The sequence below is a fragment of the Alphaproteobacteria bacterium genome (genome assembly GCA_020638555.1).
In the GTDB taxonomy this organism is placed as follows: domain Bacteria; phylum Pseudomonadota; class Alphaproteobacteria; order Bin95; family Bin95; genus JACKII01.
The window spans coordinates 731,257-752,399 of record JACKII010000001.1 but is presented as its reverse complement, the minus strand read 5'-3'; the positions used below and the strand labels follow the sequence as shown (position 1 = coordinate 752,399).

The following is a 21,143-nucleotide window of genomic DNA, read 5'->3' as shown; positions in this document are numbered from 1 at the left end:
GCTCAAGCGGCCTCCGGCAATTGCCGCACGGCGTCGGCGCAACGGTGGCAGGCGTCGGGATAGTCCGGATCGCTGCCGACATCGGGCAGGTGCTGCCAGCAGCGCTCGCACCGCGCCGCCTCCGCCTTGACCGGCACGACGGCACAGCCCGGCACGTCGGCCAGGGTGAAGGCGCCGGCCGGGGCCGGCCCGGTCGCGACCGTGGCGTCGGAGACGATGGCGATCTCGGCCAGGTCGAGCCCGGCCAGAGCGTCGGCCTGCGCCGCCGTCACATGGACGACCGGCGCGGCCTCCAGCGAGCCGCGCAGACGTTTTTCCGCCCGCTCCTTCTCCAGCGCGCCCAGGATCACCCGTCGCACGCCCCGGACCTTGGCCCATTTCGCCGCCAGCGCCGCGTCGCGCCATTCGGCCGGGAAGGTCGGATAGGTCAGCAGGTGCACGCTTTCGCCCGCCGGCGCCGCCTCGATCGAGCCGAACCTGCGGGTCAGATAGGCCTCGTCGGCGGTGAAGCAGCAGATCGGCGCCAGCCAGGTCACCAGCGCTTCAAACAGATGGTCCAGCACGGTGCGGCAGGCCCGGCGCCGCAGCGTCGCCGGATGGTCGCAATAGAGCGAATCCTTGCGGATGTCGAAATAGAAGGCCGACAGGTCGTTGGCGCAGAAATTGTGCAGTTCGACCCAGAGCGTGTGGAAGTCGAACTCGTCGATGCAGCGGCGCACCAGCGCGTCCATTTCGACGATGCGGTGCAACATCAGCCGTTCCAGCTCCGGCATCTCCGCCGGCGCCACCCGCTCCGCCTCGGCAAAGCCGCCGAGCGAGCCGAGCACGAAGCGCAGCGTGTTGCGCACGCGGCGATAGTGGTCGGCCTGGTGTTTCAGGATTTCCTTGCCGATGCGCAGGTCTTCCGAATAGTCGGCGGAGCAGACCCAGATGCGCAGGATGTCGGCGCCGTATTGGTCGATCACCTGCTGCGGCGCGGTGACATTGCCGAGCGATTTCGACATTTTCCGCCCGTCCTCGTCCAGCACGAAGCCATGGGTGAGGACGGCGTCATAGGGCGCGCGGCCGCGGGTGCCGCAGCTTTCCAGCAGCGAGGAATGGAACCAGCCGCGATGCTGGTCCGAACCCTCCAGATAGAGATCGGCCGGCCATTTCATGCCCGGGCGCTTTTCCAGCGTAAAGACATGGGTCGAGCCCGAGTCGAACCAGACCTCGACGATGTCGCGCACCTGCTCGTACTCGGCCGGGTCGTACTGGTTGCCGAGGAAGCGTTCCGGCGGGCTGGCATACCAGGCATCGCCGCCCTCGTCGCGGAAGGCGTCGGCGACGCGGTCGAACACGGCCTGGTCGCGCAGGATCTCGCCGGTTTTCTTGTGCACGAACAGCGGGATCGGCACGCCCCAGGCGCGCTGGCGCGAGACGCACCAGTCCGGCCGCTGCTCGATCATGCTGCGCAGGCGCGTCTGGCCGCTCGGCGGCACGAAGCGGGTGTCGTCGATGGCCTGCAACGCCTTGTCGCGCAGATCGTTCGTCTCCATCGAGATGAACCATTGCGGCGTGTTGCGGAAGATCAGCGGCGCCTTCGAGCGCCAGGAATGCGGGTAGGAGTGCTTCAGGCGGCCCCAGGAATACAGCCGGTCGATGCTGGCCAGCATCTCGCAGACGGCGCGGTTGGCCGGGCCCTCCTGCCCTTCGTCATCGAGAATGCGCAGGCCGGCAAACAGGGCCACATGCTCGCGGAAGGCGCCGTCCGGGCCGACATTGTCGGTGATCGGCAGGCCGACCTTCATGCCCAGTTCATAGTCGTCGGCGCCGTGGCTGGGGGCGATGTGCACGAAGCCGGAGCCGGCATCCATGGTGACGAAGTCGGCCGGATACAGAGGCACGTCGTAGTCGTAGAAGCCGTCGGTGCCGGCATGGCCGCGCAGCGGATGGGCGCAGACCGTCCCGGCCAGATCGCGGCCGGCGATCTCGCGCTCCACCTCCCATTCGGTCATGCGCGCGGCCTTGGCGGTGCTCTCCAGCAGCGCCGGCGCGACGACGAAGCGGGTGCCGACCGGAATGCGCAATTTGTCCGTGCCGGCGACGCAACGCACCACCGCATAGGTGGCATCCTCGGCATAGGCGATGGCCCGGTTGGACGGCAGGGTCCAGGGGGTGGTGGTCCAGATGACGATGGGCATGCCCGGCTCCAGCCCGCTGGCCGGCCCCGGCGTCACCACCGGGAAGGGCACGTGCACGGTGTGGCTGGTGTGCTCCTGGTATTCCACCTCGGCATCGGCCAGGGCCGTGCGCTCGACCACGCTCCAGAGCACCGGCTTGGCGCCGCGATAAAGGCCGCCATTCATGGCGAATTTCGCCAGCTCCTCGGCGATGGTCGCCTCGGCCGCGAACGACATGGTGGTGTAATAATTGTCCCAGTCGCCGATCACGCCCAGGCGCTGGAACTCGTCCCGCTGGGTGTCGATCCATTCGTCGGCGAATTCGCGGCACTGGCGCCGGAACTCGACCAGGTCGACCTCGTCCTTGTTCTTGCCCTTGGCGCGATACTCTTCCTCGACCTTCCATTCGATCGGCAGGCCGTGGCAATCCCAGCCGGGGATGTAGTGGGCGTCCTTGCCCAGCATCTGCTGCGAGCGGTTGATGACGTCCTTCAGGATCTTGTTCAGCGCGTGGCCGATATGCAGATGGCCGTTGGCATAGGGCGGGCCGTCGTGCAGCACGAATTGCGGCTTGCCCTGCGAGACCGCGCGCTGTTGCGCGAACAGGTCCATGGCGGCCCAGCGCTCCAGCAGCAGCGGCTCGCGCTTCGGCAGGCCGGCGCGCATGGGAAATTCGGTTTTCGGCAGGAAGACCGTGCTCTTGTAATCCGTCGTCATTGTCTCAAGGAGGCTCTGGTCTTGTGTGTCGGTTAAAGCGGATCGGCCGGCATATCGGCCAGGATGGCGCGAGCGGTGTCGCAGTCCCTGGCGATCTGCTGGCGCAACAGGTCGAAGCTGTCGAACTTGCGTTCCGGCCGGATGAACTCCAGCAACTGCACGCGCATGGTCTTGTCGTAGAGGTCGCCCTCGAAGTCGAACACGTGCGTTTCCAGCAACAGCGTCTCGCCGTCGACCGTGGGCCGGCGGCCCAGATTGGAGATGGCGTCGTGCCAGGTCAGGTCCTCGCCCTCGCCGATCGAGCAGCGCACGGCATAGACGCCGAGCGCGGGCTCCAACAGTTGGCCGAGGCGGAGATTGGCGGTGGGAAAGCCGATGGTGCGGCCGCGCTGGTTGCCGGTGGCGACCAGGCCGTCGATCTCCCACCAGCGGCCCAGCATTTTCGCGGCGGCCCGCGGCCGGCCCGCCTGCAAATGCGCGCGGATCGCGGTGGAGGAGAAGGACGTGCCGTCGGCGGCCTGAACCAGGTCGACAACGGTAACGCCGAAGCCGAAGCGTTCGCCCAGCGCGCGCATGGTGGCGGCGGTGCCGGCCCGTTTGGCGCCGAAACAAAAGTCGAAGCCGATGACCACGTGATGGGCGCCCACGGTCTGCACCAGCACCTGCTCGACGAAATCCTGCGGCGGCAGGTTGGCGAAGGTGCGGGTAAAGGGGATTTCCACCAGAAGCTCCACCCCCAGATCGGCCAGCGCCTGGGCCTTGCCCGCCGGCGAGGTCAGGCGAAAGGGGCAGTCGGCCTTGCCGAGGACGCTGCGCGGGTGCGGCTCGAACGTGACCACGCCCAGCGGCCCGCCCGCCGCCCGCGCGGCCTCCAGGATCGCCCGGTGGCCGCAGTGAACCCCGTCGAAATTGCCGAGCGCCACGGCGGCACCGCGCAAGTCGTCTGGCAAGGGCTCTAGCCCGTGGAAATGGTGCACCGGTTCATCCTTGAAGTGGTCGGCGGCAGCGGCTGACGCAAGCGGCCTCTTCTATCATAGCGAACGCAGAGAGCATTGCTCAAGCTCTGGGCTGCCGCAGGCGAACACGGGCCCGCCCGGACGTCGGGGCCAGTGTTGACCACAGATGGGACCGGGGCCGCAAGTGCGCAATTGCCGGAACACGGGCAGAGGCCGGTTCATTCGGGCGCGAACCTGCGCTACACCGCCCTGCCAGCCCGCCCTCCCCGAAGGATCCGACCGCCATGCCGCAGCCCCCCGTCGCCCGCACCTGTAACGTCGTCCACGACCGCCATGGCGAGCGCGTCGCCGACCCCTATGCCTGGCTGCGGGCGGACAACTGGCAGGCGGTGATGGCCGACCCTGCCCTGCTCGACCCGGAAATCCGCGCCTATCTGGAGGCGGAAAACGCCCACACCGAGGCCGCCATGGCCGACACGAAGGCGTTGCAGGACGCCTTGTTTGCGGAGATGAAGGGGCGGCTGAAGCCGGACGATGCCTCCGTGCCAATGCCGGACGGCGCCTTCGCCTATTTCCAGCGCTTCCGGCCGGACGGCCAGCACCCGCAATTCTGCCGCTCGCCGGCGGACGAGCCCGACCAGGTCGACGTCATGCTGGATGGCGATGCGGAGGCCGCGGGCAAGGCCTATTTCCGCATCGCCGCGGTGCAGCACAGCGACGACCACCGCCTGCTGGCCTGGGCTGCCGACACCACCGGCTCCGAGCAATACGCGATCCGCGTGCGCGACCTGGCGACCGGCGAGGATCTGGCCGACGAATTGCTGGAGGCGACGCCGTCGCTGACCTGGGCCAATGACGGCCGCCACCTGTTCTACACCAAGCGCGACGCCAACTGGCGGCCGGAAAGCGTCTGGCGGCACGAATTGGGCACGCCGCAGGCCGCGGATGTCTGCGTCTACAAGGAAAGCGACCCCGGCTATTTCGTCGGCGTCGGCCGTACCGCGTCGCGGGCGTTTATCGCCATCAACACCCACGATCACGAGACCGGCGAGTGGTATGTGATCCCGGCCGACGCGCCGACCGCGGCGCCGCGCCTGATCGCGGCGCGGGATACGGGCGTCGAATACGACCTGGACCATGACGGCGAACGGTTCGTGATCCGCACCAATGCCGACGGCGCCGAGGACTACAAGCTGGTGACCGCGCCGGTGGACGCGCCGGACCGGGCGAACTGGCGGGATCTGGTGCCGCACCGGGCCTGCACGCTGGTGCTGGGCCTGCACCTGACCTCCGCCCATCTGACCCGGCTGGAGCGGGTGGACGGCCTGCCCCGCCTGGTGGTGCGCGAGCGTGCGAGCGGCGCCGAGCACGCCATCGGCTTCGACGAGGAAGCCTATTCGCTGGGCCTCTCCGGCGGGCTGGAGTTCGAGACCACGACCCTGCGCTTCGTCTATTCCTCCATGACGACGCCGGCGGAGACCTATGACTACGACCTGGAAACGCGCACGCGAACGCTGCGCAAGCGCCAGGAAGTGCCGTCCGGCCACGACCCCGCCGCCTATGTCACGCGCCGTCTGCTGGCGAAAACGCCGGACGGGGAAGAGGTGCCGATCACGCTGGTACACCGGCGCGACGTCACGCTGCCGGCGCCGACGCTGCTCTATGGCTATGGCTCCTATGGCATCAGCCTGCCCGCCAGTTTCGGCGTGGTGCGGCTCAGCCTGGTGGATCGCGGCTTTGTCTGGGCGCAGGCGCATGTGCGCGGCGGCATGGAGAAGGGCTATCGCTGGTACACGCAAGGCAAGCGCGAGAAGAAGGAAAACACGTTCCGCGATTTCCTGACCGCGCGCGACCATCTGGTGGCCGAAGGCATCGCCCGGGCCGATGCGATTGCGGCGGAGGGCGGCAGCGCCGGCGGCATGCTCATGGGCGTGATCGCCAACTGGGCACCGCAGAAGTTCGCCGCCATCGTCGCCAACGTGCCCTTCGTCGACGTGCTCAACACCATGTGCGACGAGACCCTGCCCCTGACCCCGCCGGAATGGCCGGAATGGGGCAACCCGATCACCGACCCGGACGCGTTCGCCCGCATCAAGGGCTACAGCCCCTATGACAATGTCGCCGCCCGGGCCTATCCGGCCATCCTCGCCATTGGCGGCCTCAGCGACCCGCGGGTCACCTATTGGGAGCCGGCGAAATGGGTGGCGAAACTGCGGGCGACCAAGACGGACCCCAACCTGCTGCTGCTCAAAACCGAGATGAGCGCCGGCCATGGCGGCGCCGCCGGCCGTTTCGACAGCCTCAAGGAAGACGCGTTTCAGTACGCGTTCGTGTTGAAGGCGCTCACAATCGCGTGATCCGGGTGGTCCGGAGCCTGTCTCGGATTTGACCTGCACGACATGTGGCATTCGTATAGCGTCAGGACATCATCGGTGCACACAGGGAGACTCCGCCATGAATGACGTGACCTTGACCCGCCGCGGCGCGCTGGGTGCCGCCGCCGGTATCGTTGCCGCCGCGCCACTGCTGTCCGGCGGGCTCGCGACCCCTGCCCTGGCGGCGGCGCCGATGATGGGGCCGGATCGCCCGACCGTGTTCCGCTTTCCGCTGGGGCGGTTCGAGGTAACGACGATTTTCGACGGCGGCGTCGCGCTCGACGGCCCCTATCCGATTTTCGGCGAGAACCAGGACGCGGCAGCGGTCGCCGCCTATGCCGAGGCCAACAACCTGCCCGGCAAGCGCATGGAGATCGGCTTCACCCCGGTCATCGTCAACACCGGCACGGAGCTGGTGCTGTTCGACACCGGCAACGGCGCCGCCCGGCGGCCGAATGCCGGCGAATTGCTGGCCCGGCTCGCCGCCGCCGGCTATGGCGCCGGCCAGATCGACGTGGTGGTTCTCACCCACATGCACCCGGACCATATCGGCGGCCTGATGGAGAACGGCCAGCCGGCCTTCCCCAATGCCCGCTATGTCACCGGCCAGGTCGAGTACGATTTCTGGTCCGCGCCGGACAAGGCGGAAAACCGGGTCGGCCAGCTGGTGCAGGCCAATGTGGTGCCGCTCGCCGACCGTATGACGTTCCTGGGCGACGAGGCCGGGGTGGCCAGCGGCATCACCGCCATCGCCGCCTTCGGCCACACGCCGGGCCACATGGCCTATCATATCGAAAGCGAGGGCAAGCGCCTGTTGCTGTTCGCCGACTGCTGCAACCATTTCGTCATGAGCCTGCAACGGCCGGACTGGCATGTGCGCTTCGACATGGACAAGGAAGGGGCAGCGGCCACCCGCAAGAAAGTGCTGGGCATGGCGGCGGCCGACCGCCTGCTGGTCACCGGCTATCACATGCCGTTTCCCGCCGTCGGCTATGTGGAGACCATGGGCCAGGGCTTCCGCTGGAGCGGCGTCAGCTACCAGCCCTTCCTCTGAGGGCTTCGGCGTCGGTCCGGTTAGAGCGGAGTCTTTTCCCGCTGGCTCACCAACCCAGCTTCCCTGTCCCCGCTAGCGCGGGAGATGGGGCAGGAGAGTGGGTAAACCAGGATCGAAAGCGCTGTAGCCGTTCGGCCCCGACAGACAAGAAATAAAAGACGGCGCGCCGGTCTTGCCCGACGCGCCGTCTTTTTCCGTCACTCGCCCTGCAAGCGACGGCCCCACTAACACTTTGGGCCTGCCATGGCGGCGCCCATTCCGTTTGTCCGATCGGGGCCTCGCGCCCCGGATACGGTAACCGCCTGCGGGATTCTCAAGAATTTTGGCTCCGGGCGGCTCATTGATGGCATGACCATGGCAGTATGACGGCGAGACAACGCCGCCCCTGTGATCTGGTTCACAGGGGCGGCGAATATTTTGCGGCTGATGCTAATTTTTTGGGCGGGAAATGCGCCGGCTGCGCGGTCAGCGCCCCCAGGCGAGCGCCACCGGCTCCAGCGGGCCGGCCAGTTCCAGCAGCGCCGCGCGGGTCGGCTCCGGCAGCGGGCGCAGCGGATGGCGAACGCGATCCGACCGGATGACGCCGCCGGCCTGCATCACCACCTTGCAGGCGCGCAGCCCGCATTGCCGGTTCTCGAAATTGATCAGCGGCAGAATGCGGTTGTAGTGCGCCATCGCCGCCGCCCGGTCGCCGGCGGCATGGGCCGTCAGCACCGGCCGGATCAGGTCCGGCAAGGTGGCGCTCGGCATGGTGCCGGTGGCGCCGGCGTCGAGGTCGGCCAGCAGCGTGATCGATTCCTCGCCATCGAACGGCCCGGCAATGGCGTCACCGGCGGCCGCGATCAGGGCGCGCAGCTTGTCCGCCGTGCCGGGCGTTTCGATTTTGACATAGGAGACATTGGGGATCTCCCGCGCCATCCGGGCCAGGAACGGCACCGCGAGGCCGACGCCCGAGAGCGGCGCGTCCTGCACCATGATCGGCAGGCCAATATCGGCGGCACGCTGGAACTGCTCGAACGTGTCCGCTTCCGAGCCTTTCAGCAGGGCGCCGTGATAGGGCGGCATCAGCATGACCATGGCGGCGCCCAGGTCCCTGGCCATCCGCACGCGCGCTTCGACAATGCCGGTCGCATAGTGCGAACAGGTGGCGATCACCGGCACGCGGCCCGCCACATGCTCCAGCGACAGCCGCAGCAGGGTTTCGCGCTCGGCGTCGGAGAGCAGAAACTGCTCGGAATAGTTGGCCAGCACGCAGATGCCATCTACGCCCTGGTCGATCATGCAGTCCAGCACCCGCCGCATGCCATCCAGGTCGAGCGTCTCGTCGTCGTGAAACGGCACCGGCGCGATGGGAAACACGCCGGCATAGGGCTTGGTGGCTGACATGGGGGGCTGTCCTCCTGCGGTGTTTTGGGAGGCCTCCGTTCTAGAAGAACACGTAGGACCGCACCACGATGTTGCGCCGCAACGGCACGCCGGGCGGGGCGGTCCAGTCATAGCAGGCGGTGTGGAACGACCAGCGCGAGACCGAGCCGTCGGTCACCGAGTCGTAGCATTTCAGCATCGAGATCTCGTGCGGCTGCTGCTCGGGGAACCAGTACCATTCGTGGTCGGCCCGGTTGGTGAAGCGCGTGGTCTCGCCGACGCGGTCGTCGTAGATGCGATAATTGTTGATATAGGGCTGGTCGGCAAAGGACGGCCAGGCGCAAAGCACGAACGGCCATTGCCGAATGGTCTCGAACGGCTTCGCCAGGTTGATCGACACGAAACGGCGGGCCATTTTCGCGTCCGCCTCGGCTTCGGTGTAATTCTGCGTGCGACCGAAATTGCGCAGATTCTTGGTCAGAAGCTCGCGCAGGCGCACCCGGCCCGAATTGTCGTTCAGGTCGTTGTGGACCATGTTGACGTAGTTTTCGTTGATGCCCGGATTCTTGTCGTCCTGGTTCTCGGTCCGGTCGCCGGTGTACTGCTTGTCGAAGACGTCGTGGTTGTAGACCAGGGCGTCGGTCGCGCCGGGGAAGAAGTCCAGCAGCAGCTTCTCGATCTCCGGGTAGAACACCCGCTCGACCTCGTGCGCGTCATAGAAGTTCCGGCACGCCGTCGCCGGCATATGGGCGAGCGAGACGCCGAGCCGGTCCATGCATTCCGGGCTGTCCGGGCGCAGACCCGGATGGTATTCGCCGATGCGCCGGGCATCGCGCAGCACGTGTGGGAAATAGAGCGAGCGGCTGCGGTTGTCGTTCTCTTCCTGGCGCAGCGCCGCGGCATCGTCCGCGCGGGCCGGGTCGCGCCAGAGGCCGTTGGACGGGACGACCGAATAGGACGGGTTCTCGTTGATCGAATAGCGCAGCGGCAGCACCACGCCGCCCTCCGGCGCGCTCAGGCCCTGGGCCCGGATATAGGCGACGCATTCGTCGTATTCGCGGAAGCCGACGCCCCATCGGGTCTGGATCGGCCCCGGCGGTGCGGTTTCCAGCAGACGGGTGGCATCCTGGCCCTTGCCGTCGGCGATCTGTTGCAGCGCGGCCTCGATGGCCGCACCGGTGCCGGCATCGCCGTTGCGGTCGAAGGCGGCGTAATGCCGGCCGCCATTGGCGGCGATGGGCGCCGGCTGGCCCTGGGTCAACTCCAGTGCGGGGACGTAGAGGGAGGATTTGGCGCCGGCGGGCGCCTGGGATTTCACCGCGATGGAATCGTTCATGGGTTTCACTCCCGTTGTTCGCCGCGGCCCTGTGCTGAGGGACCGGCTTCGGATCGGCTACCGACGAAGCTAGGGCGGCGCAGCATCGCGCGCAATGTCGCGCACCCCATTCGGCCGGGCAACGCAGCTTTGCGCTCCCGGCCAAAACGCCCCCCAAGGCCGGAGCCCCACCACCGGAGCCCCAACACCGGAGCCCCGCCAGCAGGCAGGGCTTCGGCACTGGCTGGCCTTTCGGCTCAGATCATCGGCATGCCGGCGTGCATGTTGCGGCTGTCGCCCAGCTTCGAGAAGCCATTGGACAAGCTCGGCATGGCGATTTCCTCGATGGTCTCCGGCGTCCAGCCGCCCTGGCGGTGCACCATGCGCACCGGCATCATCGCGCCATAGAGCGTCAGTTCCGCCGCGCGCTGGTGGAACACCTGGCCGCTGACATAGCCGGCCTTCTCGCTCGCCAGGAAGACGCAGAGCGGCGCGATGGCGTCGGCGCGGGAGCGGGTCAGGCGCTCGTCGCGGACGGCGGCCGCCGTCGGGTCCTTCGGCGTCGGCACGCTGCGGGTCATGCGCGTGTCGGCGGACGGCAGGATGGCGTTGGCGGTGATGCCCTTGGAGGCGTTCTCCATCGCCACGATCTTGCAGAGCGCGACAATGCCCATCTTGGCGGCGCCATAGTTGGCCTGGCCGACATTGCCCAGCACGCCCGAGGTCGAGCTCACCATGATCATGCGGCCGTATTCCTGCTCGCGGAACAGGTTGATGGCGGCGCGGTTGACGTTGAAATGGCCGGTCAGGTGCACGTCGATCACCGCCTGCCAGTCTTCCGGGTCCATCTTGTGGAACATGCGGTCGCGCAGAATGCCGGCCGGGTTGAAGACGATGTCGAGGCGGCCGAACTCGTCGCGCGCCTGCTCCACCATGCCGAGACAGTCGCCATAATTGGTGACCGAGCCGAAATTCGCGGTGGCGTCGCCGCCGGCGGCCTTGATCTCGTTCACGATCTGCTGCGCCGGCGTGTTGTCGCCGCCCTCGCCGCTGCCGCCGACGCCGGGGTCGTTCACCACCACCTTGGCGCCGTTCGCCGCCATCAGTTTCGCCACTTCCGCGCCGACACCGCGGCCGGAGCCGGTGCAGATCGCCACGCGACCGTCGAGCATACCCATCGTGCCGTTTCCTTTTCCTGGGGCTGATTGGTTATGGACGAAAGGCTAACCCCGTTCGCCGAAGCCTGTCCAGCACTGCCCGCGGACATGCGGGCGCAGACCCGCGGACTCAGGAAGTTTCCCTTGACTGGGTTTTTCAAGATTTTTCGGGCGGCGCCACCGGCTTACCCTTCCGGTCCGGCTTGCAGCGACAAGGAGACTGCCCGATGACCGTTGCCAATCCCGCGCCCGCCATCGCCGCCCTCGACGTGGCGCCGCGCACCAAGCCCTCGAACTATCCGGAGCCGTTTTTCAGCCGCATGGCCAAGCGCGAGAAACGCCAGTTGGGCGACCATTTCGGCCTGACCCGCTTCGGCGTGAACCTGACGCGGGTGCTGCCCGGCGGCGAGACGGCGCTGCTGCACGTCCACTCCCGCCAGGAGGAGTTCGTCTATGTCGTCGAGGGCCATCCGACCCTGGTCACCGACCGGGGCGAGACGGAACTGGCGCCCGGCATATGCGTCGGCTTCCCGCCCAATGGCCTCGCCCACCATCTGGTCAACCGCACCGGGCGCGACGTGCTGCTGCTGGAAGTCGGCGACCGGCCGGAGGGCGACGAAGGCCGCTATCCCGACGACGACATCCAGGCGGTCATGAGCCCGACCGGCCAATGGGTGTTCGCCCACAAGGACGGTACGCCCTATTGACGAGTCCTGCGGCGGGCGAGCGGCCTTCCCCGGTCGGGCCAAAACCGGTAAGACGGAGGCAACCGATCCAAACCGAGGATGCGCCGCCATGTCCGACACCGCCGCCCCCGATCTGCGCAACGAAAAGGTTCTGCGCAACGACAAGGTTTTGCGCAACGACACCGGCATCCGTCTGGCCGTCGAGGAAGCGAAGGCGCTGTTGGGCGACCGGCTCTCCACCGCCCAGGCGGTGCGCGACCAGCATGCCCGCGGCGAGGATTATTTCACGCCGGCCGCGCCGGACGCCGTCGCCTTCGCGCTGTCGACCGAGGAAGTGGCCGCGGTCGTCAAGATTTGCGCCCGGCACAAGGTCCCGGTCATCCCCTGGGGCACGGGCACCAGCCTGGAGGGCCATGTCACCGCGCCCACCGGCGGCATCACCATCGACGTGTCCGGCATGGACCGGGTGCTGGAGGTCAACGCCTCCGACATGGACTGCCGGGTGCAGGCGGGCGTGACCCGCAAGGCGCTGAACAGCCATATCCGCGACACCGGCCTCATGTTCCCGGTCGACCCCGGCGCCGACGCGTCGCTGGGCGGCATGGCCTCGGTGTGCGCCAGCGGCACCAACGCGGTGCGCTACGGCACCATGAAGGAGAATGTGCTGGGCCTGACCGTGGTGACGGCGGACGGCTCGGTCATCCACACCGGCGGCCGCGCGCGCAAATCGTCCGCCGGCTACGACCTGACCCATGTCTATGTGGGGGCAGAGGGAACGCTCGGCATCATCACGGAGGTGCAGTTGCGGCTCTACGGCGTGCCGGAGGCGATGGCGGCGGCGATCTGCCAGTACGACGACCTGCAAAGCGCCGTCGACACCGTTGTCACCGTGCTGCAATACGGCATTCCGGTCGCGCGCATGGAGTTGCTGGACGAGGCGCAGATGCAGGCCTGCATCGCGTTTTCCAAGCTGGACGAGTTGCAGCCGAAGCCGACCCTGTTCTTCGAATTCCACGGATCGGCGGCCGGTGTGAAGGAACAGGCGGAGACGGTGCAGGGCATTGCCGAGGACTTCGGCGGCAGCCAATTCACCTGGGCCACGCGCGAGGAAGACCGCACCCGGCTCTGGGAGGCGCGGCACAACGCCTATTACGCCTGCCTCGCCATGGCGCCCGGCAAGCGCGGCTGGGCGACGGACGTGGTGGTGCCGATCAGCCGCCTGACCGAATGCATCGTCGAGACCAAGCGGGACATCCAGGGCTCCGGCCTGTATGCGCCGATCTGCGGCCATGTCGGCGACGGCAATTTCCATTGCTGCATCATGCTCGACCCGGACGTGGAGGCGGAGAAACAGGCCGCGCACGATTTCTCGAAACGCCTGGTCGACCGGGCGCTGGCCATGGGCGGCACCTGCACCGGCGAGCACGGCGTCGGCATCGGCAAGATCGGCTCGCTGATGAAGGAAACCGGCGAGGCGTACGCCTACATGCGCCGGATCAAACAGGCCCTGGACCCGGACAACATCATGAACCCGGGCAAGGTGGTGGCGCTGTAGCGGGGCGACGCGATCCGCCGGGGCAAGCGGCAGACGCCTTGCGGTCGCGGCCCGCGCGCTTCCGCCTTGACAGCGGGCGGCCGGTGTGGATCGTCACCGGCCAAAACCCGTTGTCCCGAATCCCAACCGCCGGAGCGCCCCTGCCGTGCCCAAACTTGCCGCCAATCTCTCCCAACTCGGCACCGAGACCGCTTTCGAGGTGCTGGCCCGCGCCGGCCGCCTGGCGGCCCAGGGCAAGGACATCATCAATCTCGGCATCGGCCAGCCGGACTTCAAAACCCCGCCGCACATCGTCGAGGCCGCAGTCAAGGCGCTGCGCGACGGCCATCACGGCTACACGCCGGCCAACGGCATTCCGGCGCTGCGCGAGGCGGTGGCCGCCGACATCGCCAAATACCGCAAGGTCGAGGTCGATCCCGACCTGGTCATGATCATGCCCGGCGGCAAGCCGACCATGTTCTTCGCCATTCTGATGTTCGGCGAGCCGGGGGCGGAGATCATCTATCCGAACCCGGGCTTCCCGATCTACGAGTCGATGATCCGCTACAGCGGCGCCACGCCGGTGCCCATGCGCCTGTTGGAGGAAAACGGCTTCGCCTTCAGCGCCGAGGCGGTGCTGGAGCAGATCACGCCGGCCACGCGCCTCATGATCCTGAATTCGCCGGCCAACCCCACCGGCGGCGTCGTGCCGAAGGCGGAGATCGACAAGCTGGTGGCGGGGCTGGAGCGCTGGCCGGACGTGGTCATCCTGGCCGACGAAATCTACAGCCGCATCCTCTATGACGGCCGCGAGCACGTGACCCTGCTCTCCTATGAGAGCATTCGCGACCGGGTGATCCTGCTGGACGGCTGGTCCAAGACCTATGCCATGACCGGCTGGCGGCTCGGCTACAGCGTCTGGCCCAAGGAGCTCTGCTATTACGCGGAGCGGCTGGCGGTGAACAACCATTCCTGCGTCAACGCGCCCACCCAATTTGCCGGCATCGCCGCCCTGCAAGGCCCGCAGGACGCGGTGGACGAGATGTGCCGGGCGTTCGACCAGCGGCGCCGGGTCATCGTGCGCGCGCTGAACCAGATCCCGGGCTTCCGCTGCATCGAGCCGGGCGGCGCGTTCTATGCCTTTCCCAATATCGAGGGCACCGGCTTCAGCGCCAAGGAATTGCAGAACAAGATGCTGGACGAAGCCGGCGTCGCCACGGTTGCCGGCACCAGTTTCGGCGCGCTCGGCGAAGGGTTTATCCGGTTCAGCTATGCCGCCAGCGTCGAGGATATCGAGCGCGCCTGCGAGAAGGTGCAGCGCCTGCTGGCCTGACCCCCCGGCGGGCATTGCGGTGTGACGCCCGAAAAATGGACGGCATCTGAGCAAAATCTGAGCAAATGCCGTCCGAACGGTCGTTTTGCGCGCAATTGCCTGCCTGGAAGGCAAGAGAACCTTGCGGTCGGGGGGGTGGCACGCTAATTGCAGTCCGTCGCATCCGACGGCACCCGTTGCATCCGTTTCAAGGCAGGCGCGCCATGAAGAAGATCGAAGCCATTATCAAGCCATTCAAGCTGGACGACGTCAAAGACGCCCTGCACGAAGTCGGCGTGAAAGGGCTGACCGTGCTGGAGGCGAAAGGCTTCGGCCGGCAGAAAGGCCATACCGAGCTCTATCGCGGCGCGGAATACGTCGTCGACTTCCTGCCGAAGGTGAAGATCGAGGTCGTGGTCGACGATGCCATGGCGGCCAACGCGGTCGAGGCGATCCAGCAGGCCGCCCATACGGGCCGGATCGGAGACGGAAAGATCTTCATCTCCACCATCGACGAGGCCATTCGCATTCGCACCGGCGAAACCGGCAACGAAGCCGTCTGATTACCGTATCCCAGTCGTTCACATTCCTCCGAAGGAGAGCTTGCCCCATGACGTTGAACTGTAAAACGCCGGAAGATGTGCTGAAGGCGATCGCCGATGACGACATCAAGCATGTCGACCTGCGCTTCACCGACCCGCGCGGCAAGCTGCATCACCTGACCCAGTGGCACACGACCATCGACGAGGACTGCTTCGAAGACGGCTTCATGTTCGACGGCTCCTCCATCGCCGGCTGGAAGGCGATCAACGAGTCCGACATGTGCCTGCAACTGGACGTCGAGACGGCCTATATGGACCCGTTCGCTGCCGAGCCGACCATGGTCATCACCTGCGACGTGCACGACCCGATCAGCGGCCAGCGCTATGACCGCTGCCCGCGCTCGACCGCCAAGAATGCGGAAGACTATCTGGGCTCCACCGGCGTCGGCGACACCGCCTTTTTCGGCCCGGAAGCCGAGTTCTTCGTGTTCGACGACGTGCGGTTCGGCGTCGACATGCAGCAGGGCTATTATCACCTGGACTCGAACGAAGGCCCCTACAACAGCGGCCGTGAGTATGTGGACGGCAATCCGGGCCACCGGCCGGGCGTCAAGGGCGGCTATTTCCCGGTGGCGCCGGTCGACAGCGCCCAGGACATGCGGTCGGAAATGGTCAGCGTCATGGCGCAGATCGGCCTCGACGTCGAAAAGCACCACCACGAGGTGGCGCCGTCGCAGCACGAGCTGGGCTTGAAGTTCAACACCCTGGTCAAGGCCGCCGACGACCTGCTGGCCTACAAGTACATCGTGCAGATGGTGGCGCACGGCTACGGCAAGACCGCGACCTTCATGCCGAAGCCGATCTCGGGCGACAACGGCAGCGGCATGCACGTGCACCAGTCGATCTGGAAGGAAGGCACGCCGACCTTCGCCGGCAACCTGTATGCCGACCTGTCGGAGACCGCGCTGTTCTATATCGGCGGCATCATCCGTCATGCCAAGGCGCTGAACGCGTTTACCAACTCCACCACCAACAGCTACAAGCGCCTGATCCCCGGCTTCGAGGCGCCGGTGCTGCTGGCCTATTCCGCGCGCAACCGCTCGGCCTCCTGCCGCATCCCGTATGTGGCGAGCCCGAAGGGCAAGCGCGTCGAGGTGCGCTTCCCGGACCCGGCCGGCAACCCGTATCTCTCATTCGCGGCCATGCTGATGGCGGGCTTGGATGGCATCAAGAACAAGATCCATCCGGGCGAGGCCATGGACAAGAACCTCTATGACCTGCCGCCGGAAGAGCTGGCCGACATCCCGACCGTCTGCGGCTCGCTGCGCGACGCCCTGGCCTCGCTCGATGCCGACCGCAGCTTCCTGACCGCCGGCGACGTGTTCACCGACGACCAGATCAGCGCCTATATCGATCTGAAGATGGAAGAGGTGTACGCCTTCGAGCACACCCCGCACCCGATCGAGTTCCAGATGTATTACAGCAGCTAAGCGCTCGCCGCCGACCGGGATTCGGCCCGCCGGCACGGCCCCGCCCCTCGTTCGCGAGCGGCGGGGCTTTTCGTTTGGGGAGACGGGCCGCGGTCGTCCCTATCGCCCGCCGGCGACGGCCAGCGTGTGGCCGCTGACATAACCGGCCTCGTCCGAGGCGAGGAACACCGCGGCCGCGGCCACCTCCTCCGGCGTGCCGAGGCGGCCGAGCGGCGTCATGCGGCTGGGGCTGAAATCCACGGTTTCGTCCATCCGGCGCAGCCCGGCGCCGACCCGTTCGGTGTCGATCGGACCGGGCGCGACGGCGTTGACGGTGATGTTGAATTCCGCCAGTTCCAGGGCCACGTCGCGCACGAAGCCGTGCACGCCGGCCTTGGCGGCGGAATAGGCGCTGCCGCCCTGATAGTAGGCGGTCCAGGGCGTGCCCTCGCGGCTGCCGGAGGAAAGGCAAATGATCCGCCCGGCCCGCCGCTCCTTCATGAACCGCGCCGCCGCGCGGGTGCAGAGAAAGGTGCCACGCAGGTTCAGGCGCAGGACGAAATCCCAGTCCTCGACGCTCATGTCCCAGATCTTGGCGTTGCGGCTGCCGCCCAGATTGTTCACGAGGATGTCGAGCCCGCCAAAGCTGTCGATGGCGCTCTGCACCAGGGCTTCGGCCCCGGCTTCCTCGGTGAGATCGCCGACGGTGGCGACCGCCTCGCTGCCGGCGGCGCGGACGGCGGCGGCGGTGCGCTCCAGCGCGTCCGCCTCGCGGTCGCCGATGGCGAGGCGCGCGCCCTCTGCCGCGAACCGTTCGGCAATCGCCTTGCCAATGCCGTTGCCGGCCCCCGTCACCACCGCAATCTTGCCGTCCAGCCTGCCCATGCGCCGTCTCCCGGTCGAGAATTCCAGAGGCCAGCAGACTAGGCCCAATCGGCTGCGGCGCGAAACCACCGATGAAAGCGGAAGCCAACACCGCTATAGTGAGCCGAACCGCGATCCACGCGAAGGAGACCGCCCATGACCACCGCCACCGGAATCGGCGCCGTCGACTATTCGACCTCCATCCCCAACAATGTCGACCTCGGCAGCGACCGCCGTGTGCTGCGCGCGCTGGAGCGCTGGCATCCCGGCTATCTGAACTGGTGGAAGGACATGGGGCCGGAGGGCTTCCAGGAGTCCCTGGTCTATCTGCGCACCGCCGTGAACGTGGACCGCGAGGGCTGGGCCACGTTCGACTATGTGAAAATGCCGGACTATCGCTGGGGCATCCTGCTGGCGCCGCAGGAAGAGGGCCGCACCATCCCGTTCGGCGAGCATTGCGGCGAACCCGCCTGGCAGGAAGTGCCCGGCGAATACCGCGCCCTGCTGCGCCGCCTGCTGGTGATCCAGGGCGACACCGAGCCCGCCAGCGTCGAGCAACAGCGCCATCTGGGCCAGACCGCTCCCTCGCTCTACGACATGCGCAACCTGTTCCAGGTGAATGTCGAGGAAGGCCGCCATCTCTGGGCCATGGTCTATCTGTTGCAGAAGTATTTCGGCGCCGACGGCCGCGAGGAGGCGGAGGAATTGCTGCGCCGCCGCTCCGGTGACACCGACAGCCCGCGCATGCTGGGCGCCTTCAACGAGCGCACGCCGGACTGGCTCTCCTTCTTCATGTTCACCTTCTTCACCGACCGCGACGGCAAGATGCAGCTGGAAAGCCTGGCCCAGTCCGGCTTCGACCCGCTGTCGCGCACCTGCCGGTTCATGCTGATGGAGGAAGCCCATCACATGTTCGTCGGCGAGCGCGGCGTCGGCCGCATCATCCAGCGCACCGCCGAGGCGATGACCGCCGCCGGCATCGCCGACCCCTATGACGTGGAGCGCGTCCGGGCGCTGGGCGTGATCGACCTGCCGACGGTGCAGCGCAAGGCGAACCTGCACTTCTCGCTCTCGCTCGACCTGTTCGGCAGCGAGGTCTCGACCAACGCCGCCAACGCCTTCAACACCGGCCTGAAGGGCCGTTTCCGCGAGACGCATATCCCGGACGACCACCGGCTGGTGAACGCCACCTATCCGGTGCTGCGCTATCAGGACGGCGCCTTCCGCGAGGTGCAGGAGCCCGCCTTGCAGGCGCTAAACATGCGCCTGCGCGACGACTATATCGCCGACTGTGCCCAGGGGATTGCCCGCTGGAACAAGATCCTGGCGGACCGCGGCATCGCCTTCCGGATCACGCTGCCGCACCAGGCCTTCCACCGCCAGATCGGCGGCTTCGCCGGCCTGACGGTCACGCCGGAGGGCGAGGTGCTGAGCGAGGCGGCGTGGGCGCAGCAGCGCGACCGCTTCCTGCCGAACGGCGACGACGCGGCCTATATCCAGTCGTTGATGCGGCCGGCGGCCGAGCCGGGCCGGTTCGCCGGCTGGATCGCGCCGCCGCGCGTCGGCATCGACAACAAGCCGGGCGACTTCGAATACGTGAAGTTCGCCGCCTGACGCAGCGCGCGGGGCGCTGCGCCTTGGCCGCGGCGCCTCACGCGGCGATGGCCTGCCGGGTCCGGCCGATCATGAGCGCCGCCCTCGCGGCCTCCCGGCCCTTCTCGACGAAATGCGCCCGGAAGATCGCGGTGTGGTGCTCGGTTTCCTGGTAGTGATGCGGGGTCAGCGACACGGACAGCACCGGCACGCCGGAATCCAGGCCGGCGCGCATCAGCCCGTCGACCACCGCCTGGGCCACGAAATCGTGCCGGTAGATGCCGCCATCGACGACAAAGGCGGCGGCGGCCACGGCCGCATACCGGCCGGTTTCCGCGAGGGTGCGCGCCTGCAACGGCAGTTCGAACGCGCCGGGCACGTCGAACACGTCGACCTGAGCCGGGGGTATCAGCTCGCAAAAACCGTCCAGGGCGCGGTCGACAATGTCCGCATGCCACTGGGCTTTGACGAAGGCGTACCGGGTGGGTGTCATTTCTCGTGATCTCCTTATCGCAACAGACACGTCACCCAAGGCGATCACGGCAGGCCCGCACGCAATTGGTGCGCCGGCTGCGCGTTCTCTTCCATCCGGACTGTGACCGTCGGCCCAGGCATCGCACCTGGTCAGCTAACCTCCGCGGGGAGGCGCTCGCGGGCTCGCCATGAGAGCATGGCATACCGCCGGTGGGGACTTTCACCCCGCCCTGAGAACGCCGCCATCCTGCCGCGTGGAAGGATGCGAGGCAAGGGCCACTGCGGGTTTGCGCCATGGCCCATTTCTGCCTAGCGTATCGGGAAACCCAGAAGCCCGAGGAAACGCCCCGATGATCAAACGCTTCGGCAGCCTGTTCGCCGGTCATATCGACCTGGGCGACATGGGCCAGGATGCGACGCCCGCCAACGAGCGCCGCTATTCCAACCGCGAACTGGCCAGCGTGTTCGACAAGGCCGAGTCCATGGCGGTGCTGATGGACCGCCTCGGCTACGACACCTTCTGGATGGCCGAACACCATTTCCAGCGCGAAGGCTATGAGGTCATTCCGAACCTGCCGCTGTTCTATGTCCATCTGGCGCACGCGACCCAAAACCTGCGCTTCGGCTGCGGCTTCAACGTCACGCCCATGTGGCACCCGTTGCGGCTGGCCGAGGACTTCGCCGTCGCCGACATCCTGACCAAGGGCCGGGTGATTTTCGGCGTCGCCCGCGGCTATCACACCCGCGAGGTGGAGTCGCTGGGCGGCGTGTTGCAGGACGCCGACGCCAACCGCGACCTGTTCGAGGAACAGGTGGAAATCATCCTGAAAGCCTTCCACCAGGAGGCGTTCCGCCACGAGGGGCCGCACTACACCCTGCCGCCGCGCGTGCCCTATCGCGGCTATGAGGTGGAGGAGCTGACCCTGGTGCCGCGGCCGCTCACCCAGCCGGTGGAGACCTGGCAGCCCATCGTCAGCGCCCAGCCGCGCGGCCTGGACTTCATGGCGAGGCACGGCATCAAGGGCGTGGTCGGCGGCGGCTCGGCCCTGATGGCGGAACGGCCGATCGTCGCCTTCAAGGAAGCCTATGAGCGCGCCGGCCACGCCGTGACGCTGGGGCAGAATCTCTGCCTCGGCCTGAACTACCACATCGCCGAGACGCGGGAAAAAGCCATCCGCGAGGCGACGCCCTTCTTCGAAGAGCACCTGAAAATGTTCGCGCCCCTGAACATGGTGCCCATGTCGGCCGAAGCGCTGGCAAAGCTGCAAACCCGCGGCGGCTGGGCCGAGCAGCCGATCCCGACCCTGGAGCGGGCGGTCGAGACCGGCTCCTGGTATTGCGGCCCGCCGGAAGGCTTCGTCGCCTATCTCCAGGAACTGGCCGAGCGCTATCCGGGGCTGGAGGACGTGAACGTCCAGTCCTCCATGGGCACGCCGCTGGCGGTGATGCGGGAGCAGCTCACGGCCTTTGCCGAGGACGTGATGCCGAAGGTCCTGGCCGCCTGACCCCGAGAGTGCCTGCCCAGTGCCTGCCCAGGGGCTTGCCAGCGGGGCGAAACCGGTGATGAT

General features: G+C 67.3%; 16 protein-coding genes and 1 riboswitch. Of the genes, 9 read left to right on the top strand and 7 right to left on the bottom strand.

Annotated elements, in window-relative coordinates; genetic code table 11:
- Nucleotides 1-2 precede the first annotated feature (2 nt).
- Together H6844_03535 and H6844_03530 are read right to left on the bottom strand one after the other, a co-directional pair.
- Nucleotides 3-2,879, bottom strand: coding sequence for an isoleucine--tRNA ligase (locus H6844_03535; GenBank protein ID MCB9928474.1), 2,877 nt, complete (start codon nucleotides 2,877-2,879; stop codon nucleotides 3-5).
- 32 nt (nucleotides 2,880-2,911) lie between these two features.
- Entirely contained in the window at nucleotides 2,912-3,856 is a 945-nt protein-coding gene (locus H6844_03530; GenBank protein MCB9928473.1) for a bifunctional riboflavin kinase/FAD synthetase, read from the bottom strand.
- A 263-nt stretch (nucleotides 3,857-4,119) separates the two neighbouring features.
- Here H6844_03530 and H6844_03525 point away from each other — a divergent pair, with 263 nt between their 5' ends.
- Complete coding sequence (locus H6844_03525; protein ID MCB9928472.1) at nucleotides 4,120-6,192, top strand: S9 family peptidase; 2,073 nt, start codon at nucleotides 4,120-4,122, stop codon at nucleotides 6,190-6,192.
- A gap of 97 nt (nucleotides 6,193-6,289) precedes the next feature.
- Nucleotides 6,290-7,264 (top strand): MBL fold metallo-hydrolase, encoded by a 975-nt coding sequence (locus tag H6844_03520; GenBank protein MCB9928471.1) that lies wholly within the window; start codon nucleotides 6,290-6,292, stop codon nucleotides 7,262-7,264.
- A 465-nt stretch (nucleotides 7,265-7,729) separates the two neighbouring features.
- Here the strand turns inward: H6844_03520 and H6844_03515 are convergent, their stop codons facing one another.
- The 3 genes from H6844_03515 to H6844_03505 all read right to left on the bottom strand — a co-directional run bounded on the left by H6844_03515 (nucleotide 7,730) and on the right by H6844_03505 (nucleotide 11,122).
- A complete protein-coding gene (locus H6844_03515) occupies nucleotides 7,730-8,650 on the bottom strand; it encodes a dihydrodipicolinate synthase family protein (GenBank protein MCB9928470.1) in 921 nt (306 codons plus the stop codon).
- Nucleotides 8,651-8,690: 40 nt separating this feature from the next.
- The gene (locus H6844_03510; protein ID MCB9928469.1) at nucleotides 8,691-9,965 is read right to left on the bottom strand and encodes a hypothetical protein; all 1,275 of its coding nucleotides are present in this window, start codon (nucleotides 9,963-9,965) and stop codon (nucleotides 8,691-8,693) included.
- Nucleotides 9,966-10,201: 236 nt separating this feature from the next.
- Nucleotides 10,202-11,122 (bottom strand): SDR family oxidoreductase, encoded by a 921-nt coding sequence (locus tag H6844_03505; protein ID MCB9928468.1) that lies wholly within the window; start codon nucleotides 11,120-11,122, stop codon nucleotides 10,202-10,204.
- A gap of 206 nt (nucleotides 11,123-11,328) precedes the next feature.
- On the opposite strand from H6844_03505, the gene H6844_03500 reads away from it, so the two are divergent.
- The 5 genes from H6844_03500 to glnA all read left to right on the top strand — a co-directional run bounded on the left by H6844_03500 (nucleotide 11,329) and on the right by glnA (nucleotide 16,665).
- On the top strand, nucleotides 11,329-11,808 hold the full coding sequence (locus tag H6844_03500; GenBank protein ID MCB9928467.1) for a cupin domain-containing protein: 480 nt from the start codon (nucleotides 11,329-11,331) through the stop codon (nucleotides 11,806-11,808).
- A gap of 88 nt (nucleotides 11,809-11,896) precedes the next feature.
- Complete coding sequence (locus H6844_03495) at nucleotides 11,897-13,342, top strand: FAD-binding protein (protein MCB9928466.1); 1,446 nt, start codon at nucleotides 11,897-11,899, stop codon at nucleotides 13,340-13,342.
- 145 nt (nucleotides 13,343-13,487) lie between these two features.
- The gene (locus H6844_03490; protein ID MCB9928465.1) at nucleotides 13,488-14,654 is read left to right on the top strand and encodes a pyridoxal phosphate-dependent aminotransferase; all 1,167 of its coding nucleotides are present in this window, start codon (nucleotides 13,488-13,490) and stop codon (nucleotides 14,652-14,654) included.
- Nucleotides 14,655-14,857: 203 nt separating this feature from the next.
- Nucleotides 14,858-15,196, top strand: coding sequence for a P-II family nitrogen regulator (locus H6844_03485; GenBank protein ID MCB9928464.1), 339 nt, complete (start codon nucleotides 14,858-14,860; stop codon nucleotides 15,194-15,196).
- A gap of 47 nt (nucleotides 15,197-15,243) precedes the next feature.
- Complete coding sequence (gene glnA / locus H6844_03480; GenBank protein ID MCB9928463.1) at nucleotides 15,244-16,665, top strand: type I glutamate--ammonia ligase; 1,422 nt, start codon at nucleotides 15,244-15,246, stop codon at nucleotides 16,663-16,665.
- A gap of 99 nt (nucleotides 16,666-16,764) precedes the next feature.
- Here glnA and H6844_03475 read toward each other — a convergent pair whose 3' ends face one another.
- Nucleotides 16,765-17,529 (bottom strand): SDR family oxidoreductase, encoded by a 765-nt coding sequence (locus tag H6844_03475; protein MCB9928462.1) that lies wholly within the window; start codon nucleotides 17,527-17,529, stop codon nucleotides 16,765-16,767.
- 135 nt (nucleotides 17,530-17,664) lie between these two features.
- On the opposite strand from H6844_03475, the gene boxB reads away from it, so the two are divergent.
- Nucleotides 17,665-19,122: a benzoyl-CoA 2,3-epoxidase subunit BoxB gene (gene boxB, locus H6844_03470; protein MCB9928461.1), complete on the top strand. Its 1,458-nt coding sequence runs from the start codon at nucleotides 17,665-17,667 to the stop codon at nucleotides 19,120-19,122.
- 37 nt (nucleotides 19,123-19,159) lie between these two features.
- Here boxB and H6844_03465 read toward each other — a convergent pair whose 3' ends face one another.
- Nucleotides 19,160-19,594 (bottom strand): 6,7-dimethyl-8-ribityllumazine synthase, encoded by a 435-nt coding sequence (locus tag H6844_03465; protein MCB9928460.1) that lies wholly within the window; start codon nucleotides 19,592-19,594, stop codon nucleotides 19,160-19,162.
- Between the two features lie 79 nt (nucleotides 19,595-19,673).
- Nucleotides 19,674-19,817, bottom strand: a riboswitch (FMN riboswitch).
- Between the two features lie 108 nt (nucleotides 19,818-19,925).
- Between H6844_03465 and H6844_03460 the strand changes: the two genes are divergently transcribed.
- Nucleotides 19,926-21,080, top strand: a complete 1,155-nt coding sequence (locus H6844_03460) for an LLM class flavin-dependent oxidoreductase (protein MCB9928459.1) — start codon at nucleotides 19,926-19,928, stop codon at nucleotides 21,078-21,080.
- Nucleotides 21,081-21,143 lie beyond the last annotated feature (63 nt).

Excerpts from the sequence above, each read along its gene's own strand:
- H6844_03535 (MCB9928474.1), bottom strand. The coding sequence starts at position 2,879 with ATGACGACGGATTACAAGAGCACGGTCTTCCTGCCGAAAACCGAATTT.
- H6844_03525 (MCB9928472.1), top strand. The coding sequence starts at position 4,120 with ATGCCGCAGCCCCCCGTCGCCCGCACCTGTAACGTCGTCCACGACCGC.
- H6844_03520 (MCB9928471.1), top strand. The coding sequence starts at position 6,290 with ATGAATGACGTGACCTTGACCCGCCGCGGCGCGCTGGGTGCCGCCGCC.
- H6844_03515 (MCB9928470.1), bottom strand. The coding sequence starts at position 8,650 with ATGTCAGCCACCAAGCCCTATGCCGGCGTGTTTCCCATCGCGCCGGTG.
- H6844_03510 (MCB9928469.1), bottom strand. The coding sequence starts at position 9,965 with ATGAACGATTCCATCGCGGTGAAATCCCAGGCGCCCGCCGGCGCCAAA.
- H6844_03505 (MCB9928468.1), bottom strand. The coding sequence starts at position 11,122 with ATGGGTATGCTCGACGGTCGCGTGGCGATCTGCACCGGCTCCGGCCGC.
- H6844_03500 (MCB9928467.1), top strand. The coding sequence starts at position 11,329 with ATGACCGTTGCCAATCCCGCGCCCGCCATCGCCGCCCTCGACGTGGCG.
- H6844_03495 (MCB9928466.1), top strand. The coding sequence starts at position 11,897 with ATGTCCGACACCGCCGCCCCCGATCTGCGCAACGAAAAGGTTCTGCGC.
- H6844_03485 (MCB9928464.1), top strand. The coding sequence starts at position 14,858 with ATGAAGAAGATCGAAGCCATTATCAAGCCATTCAAGCTGGACGACGTC.
- glnA (MCB9928463.1), top strand. The coding sequence starts at position 15,244 with ATGACGTTGAACTGTAAAACGCCGGAAGATGTGCTGAAGGCGATCGCC.
- H6844_03475 (MCB9928462.1), bottom strand. The coding sequence starts at position 17,529 with ATGGGCAGGCTGGACGGCAAGATTGCGGTGGTGACGGGGGCCGGCAAC.
- boxB (MCB9928461.1), top strand. The coding sequence starts at position 17,665 with ATGACCACCGCCACCGGAATCGGCGCCGTCGACTATTCGACCTCCATC.
- H6844_03465 (MCB9928460.1), bottom strand. The coding sequence starts at position 19,594 with ATGACACCCACCCGGTACGCCTTCGTCAAAGCCCAGTGGCATGCGGAC.
- H6844_03460 (MCB9928459.1), top strand. The coding sequence starts at position 19,926 with ATGATCAAACGCTTCGGCAGCCTGTTCGCCGGTCATATCGACCTGGGC.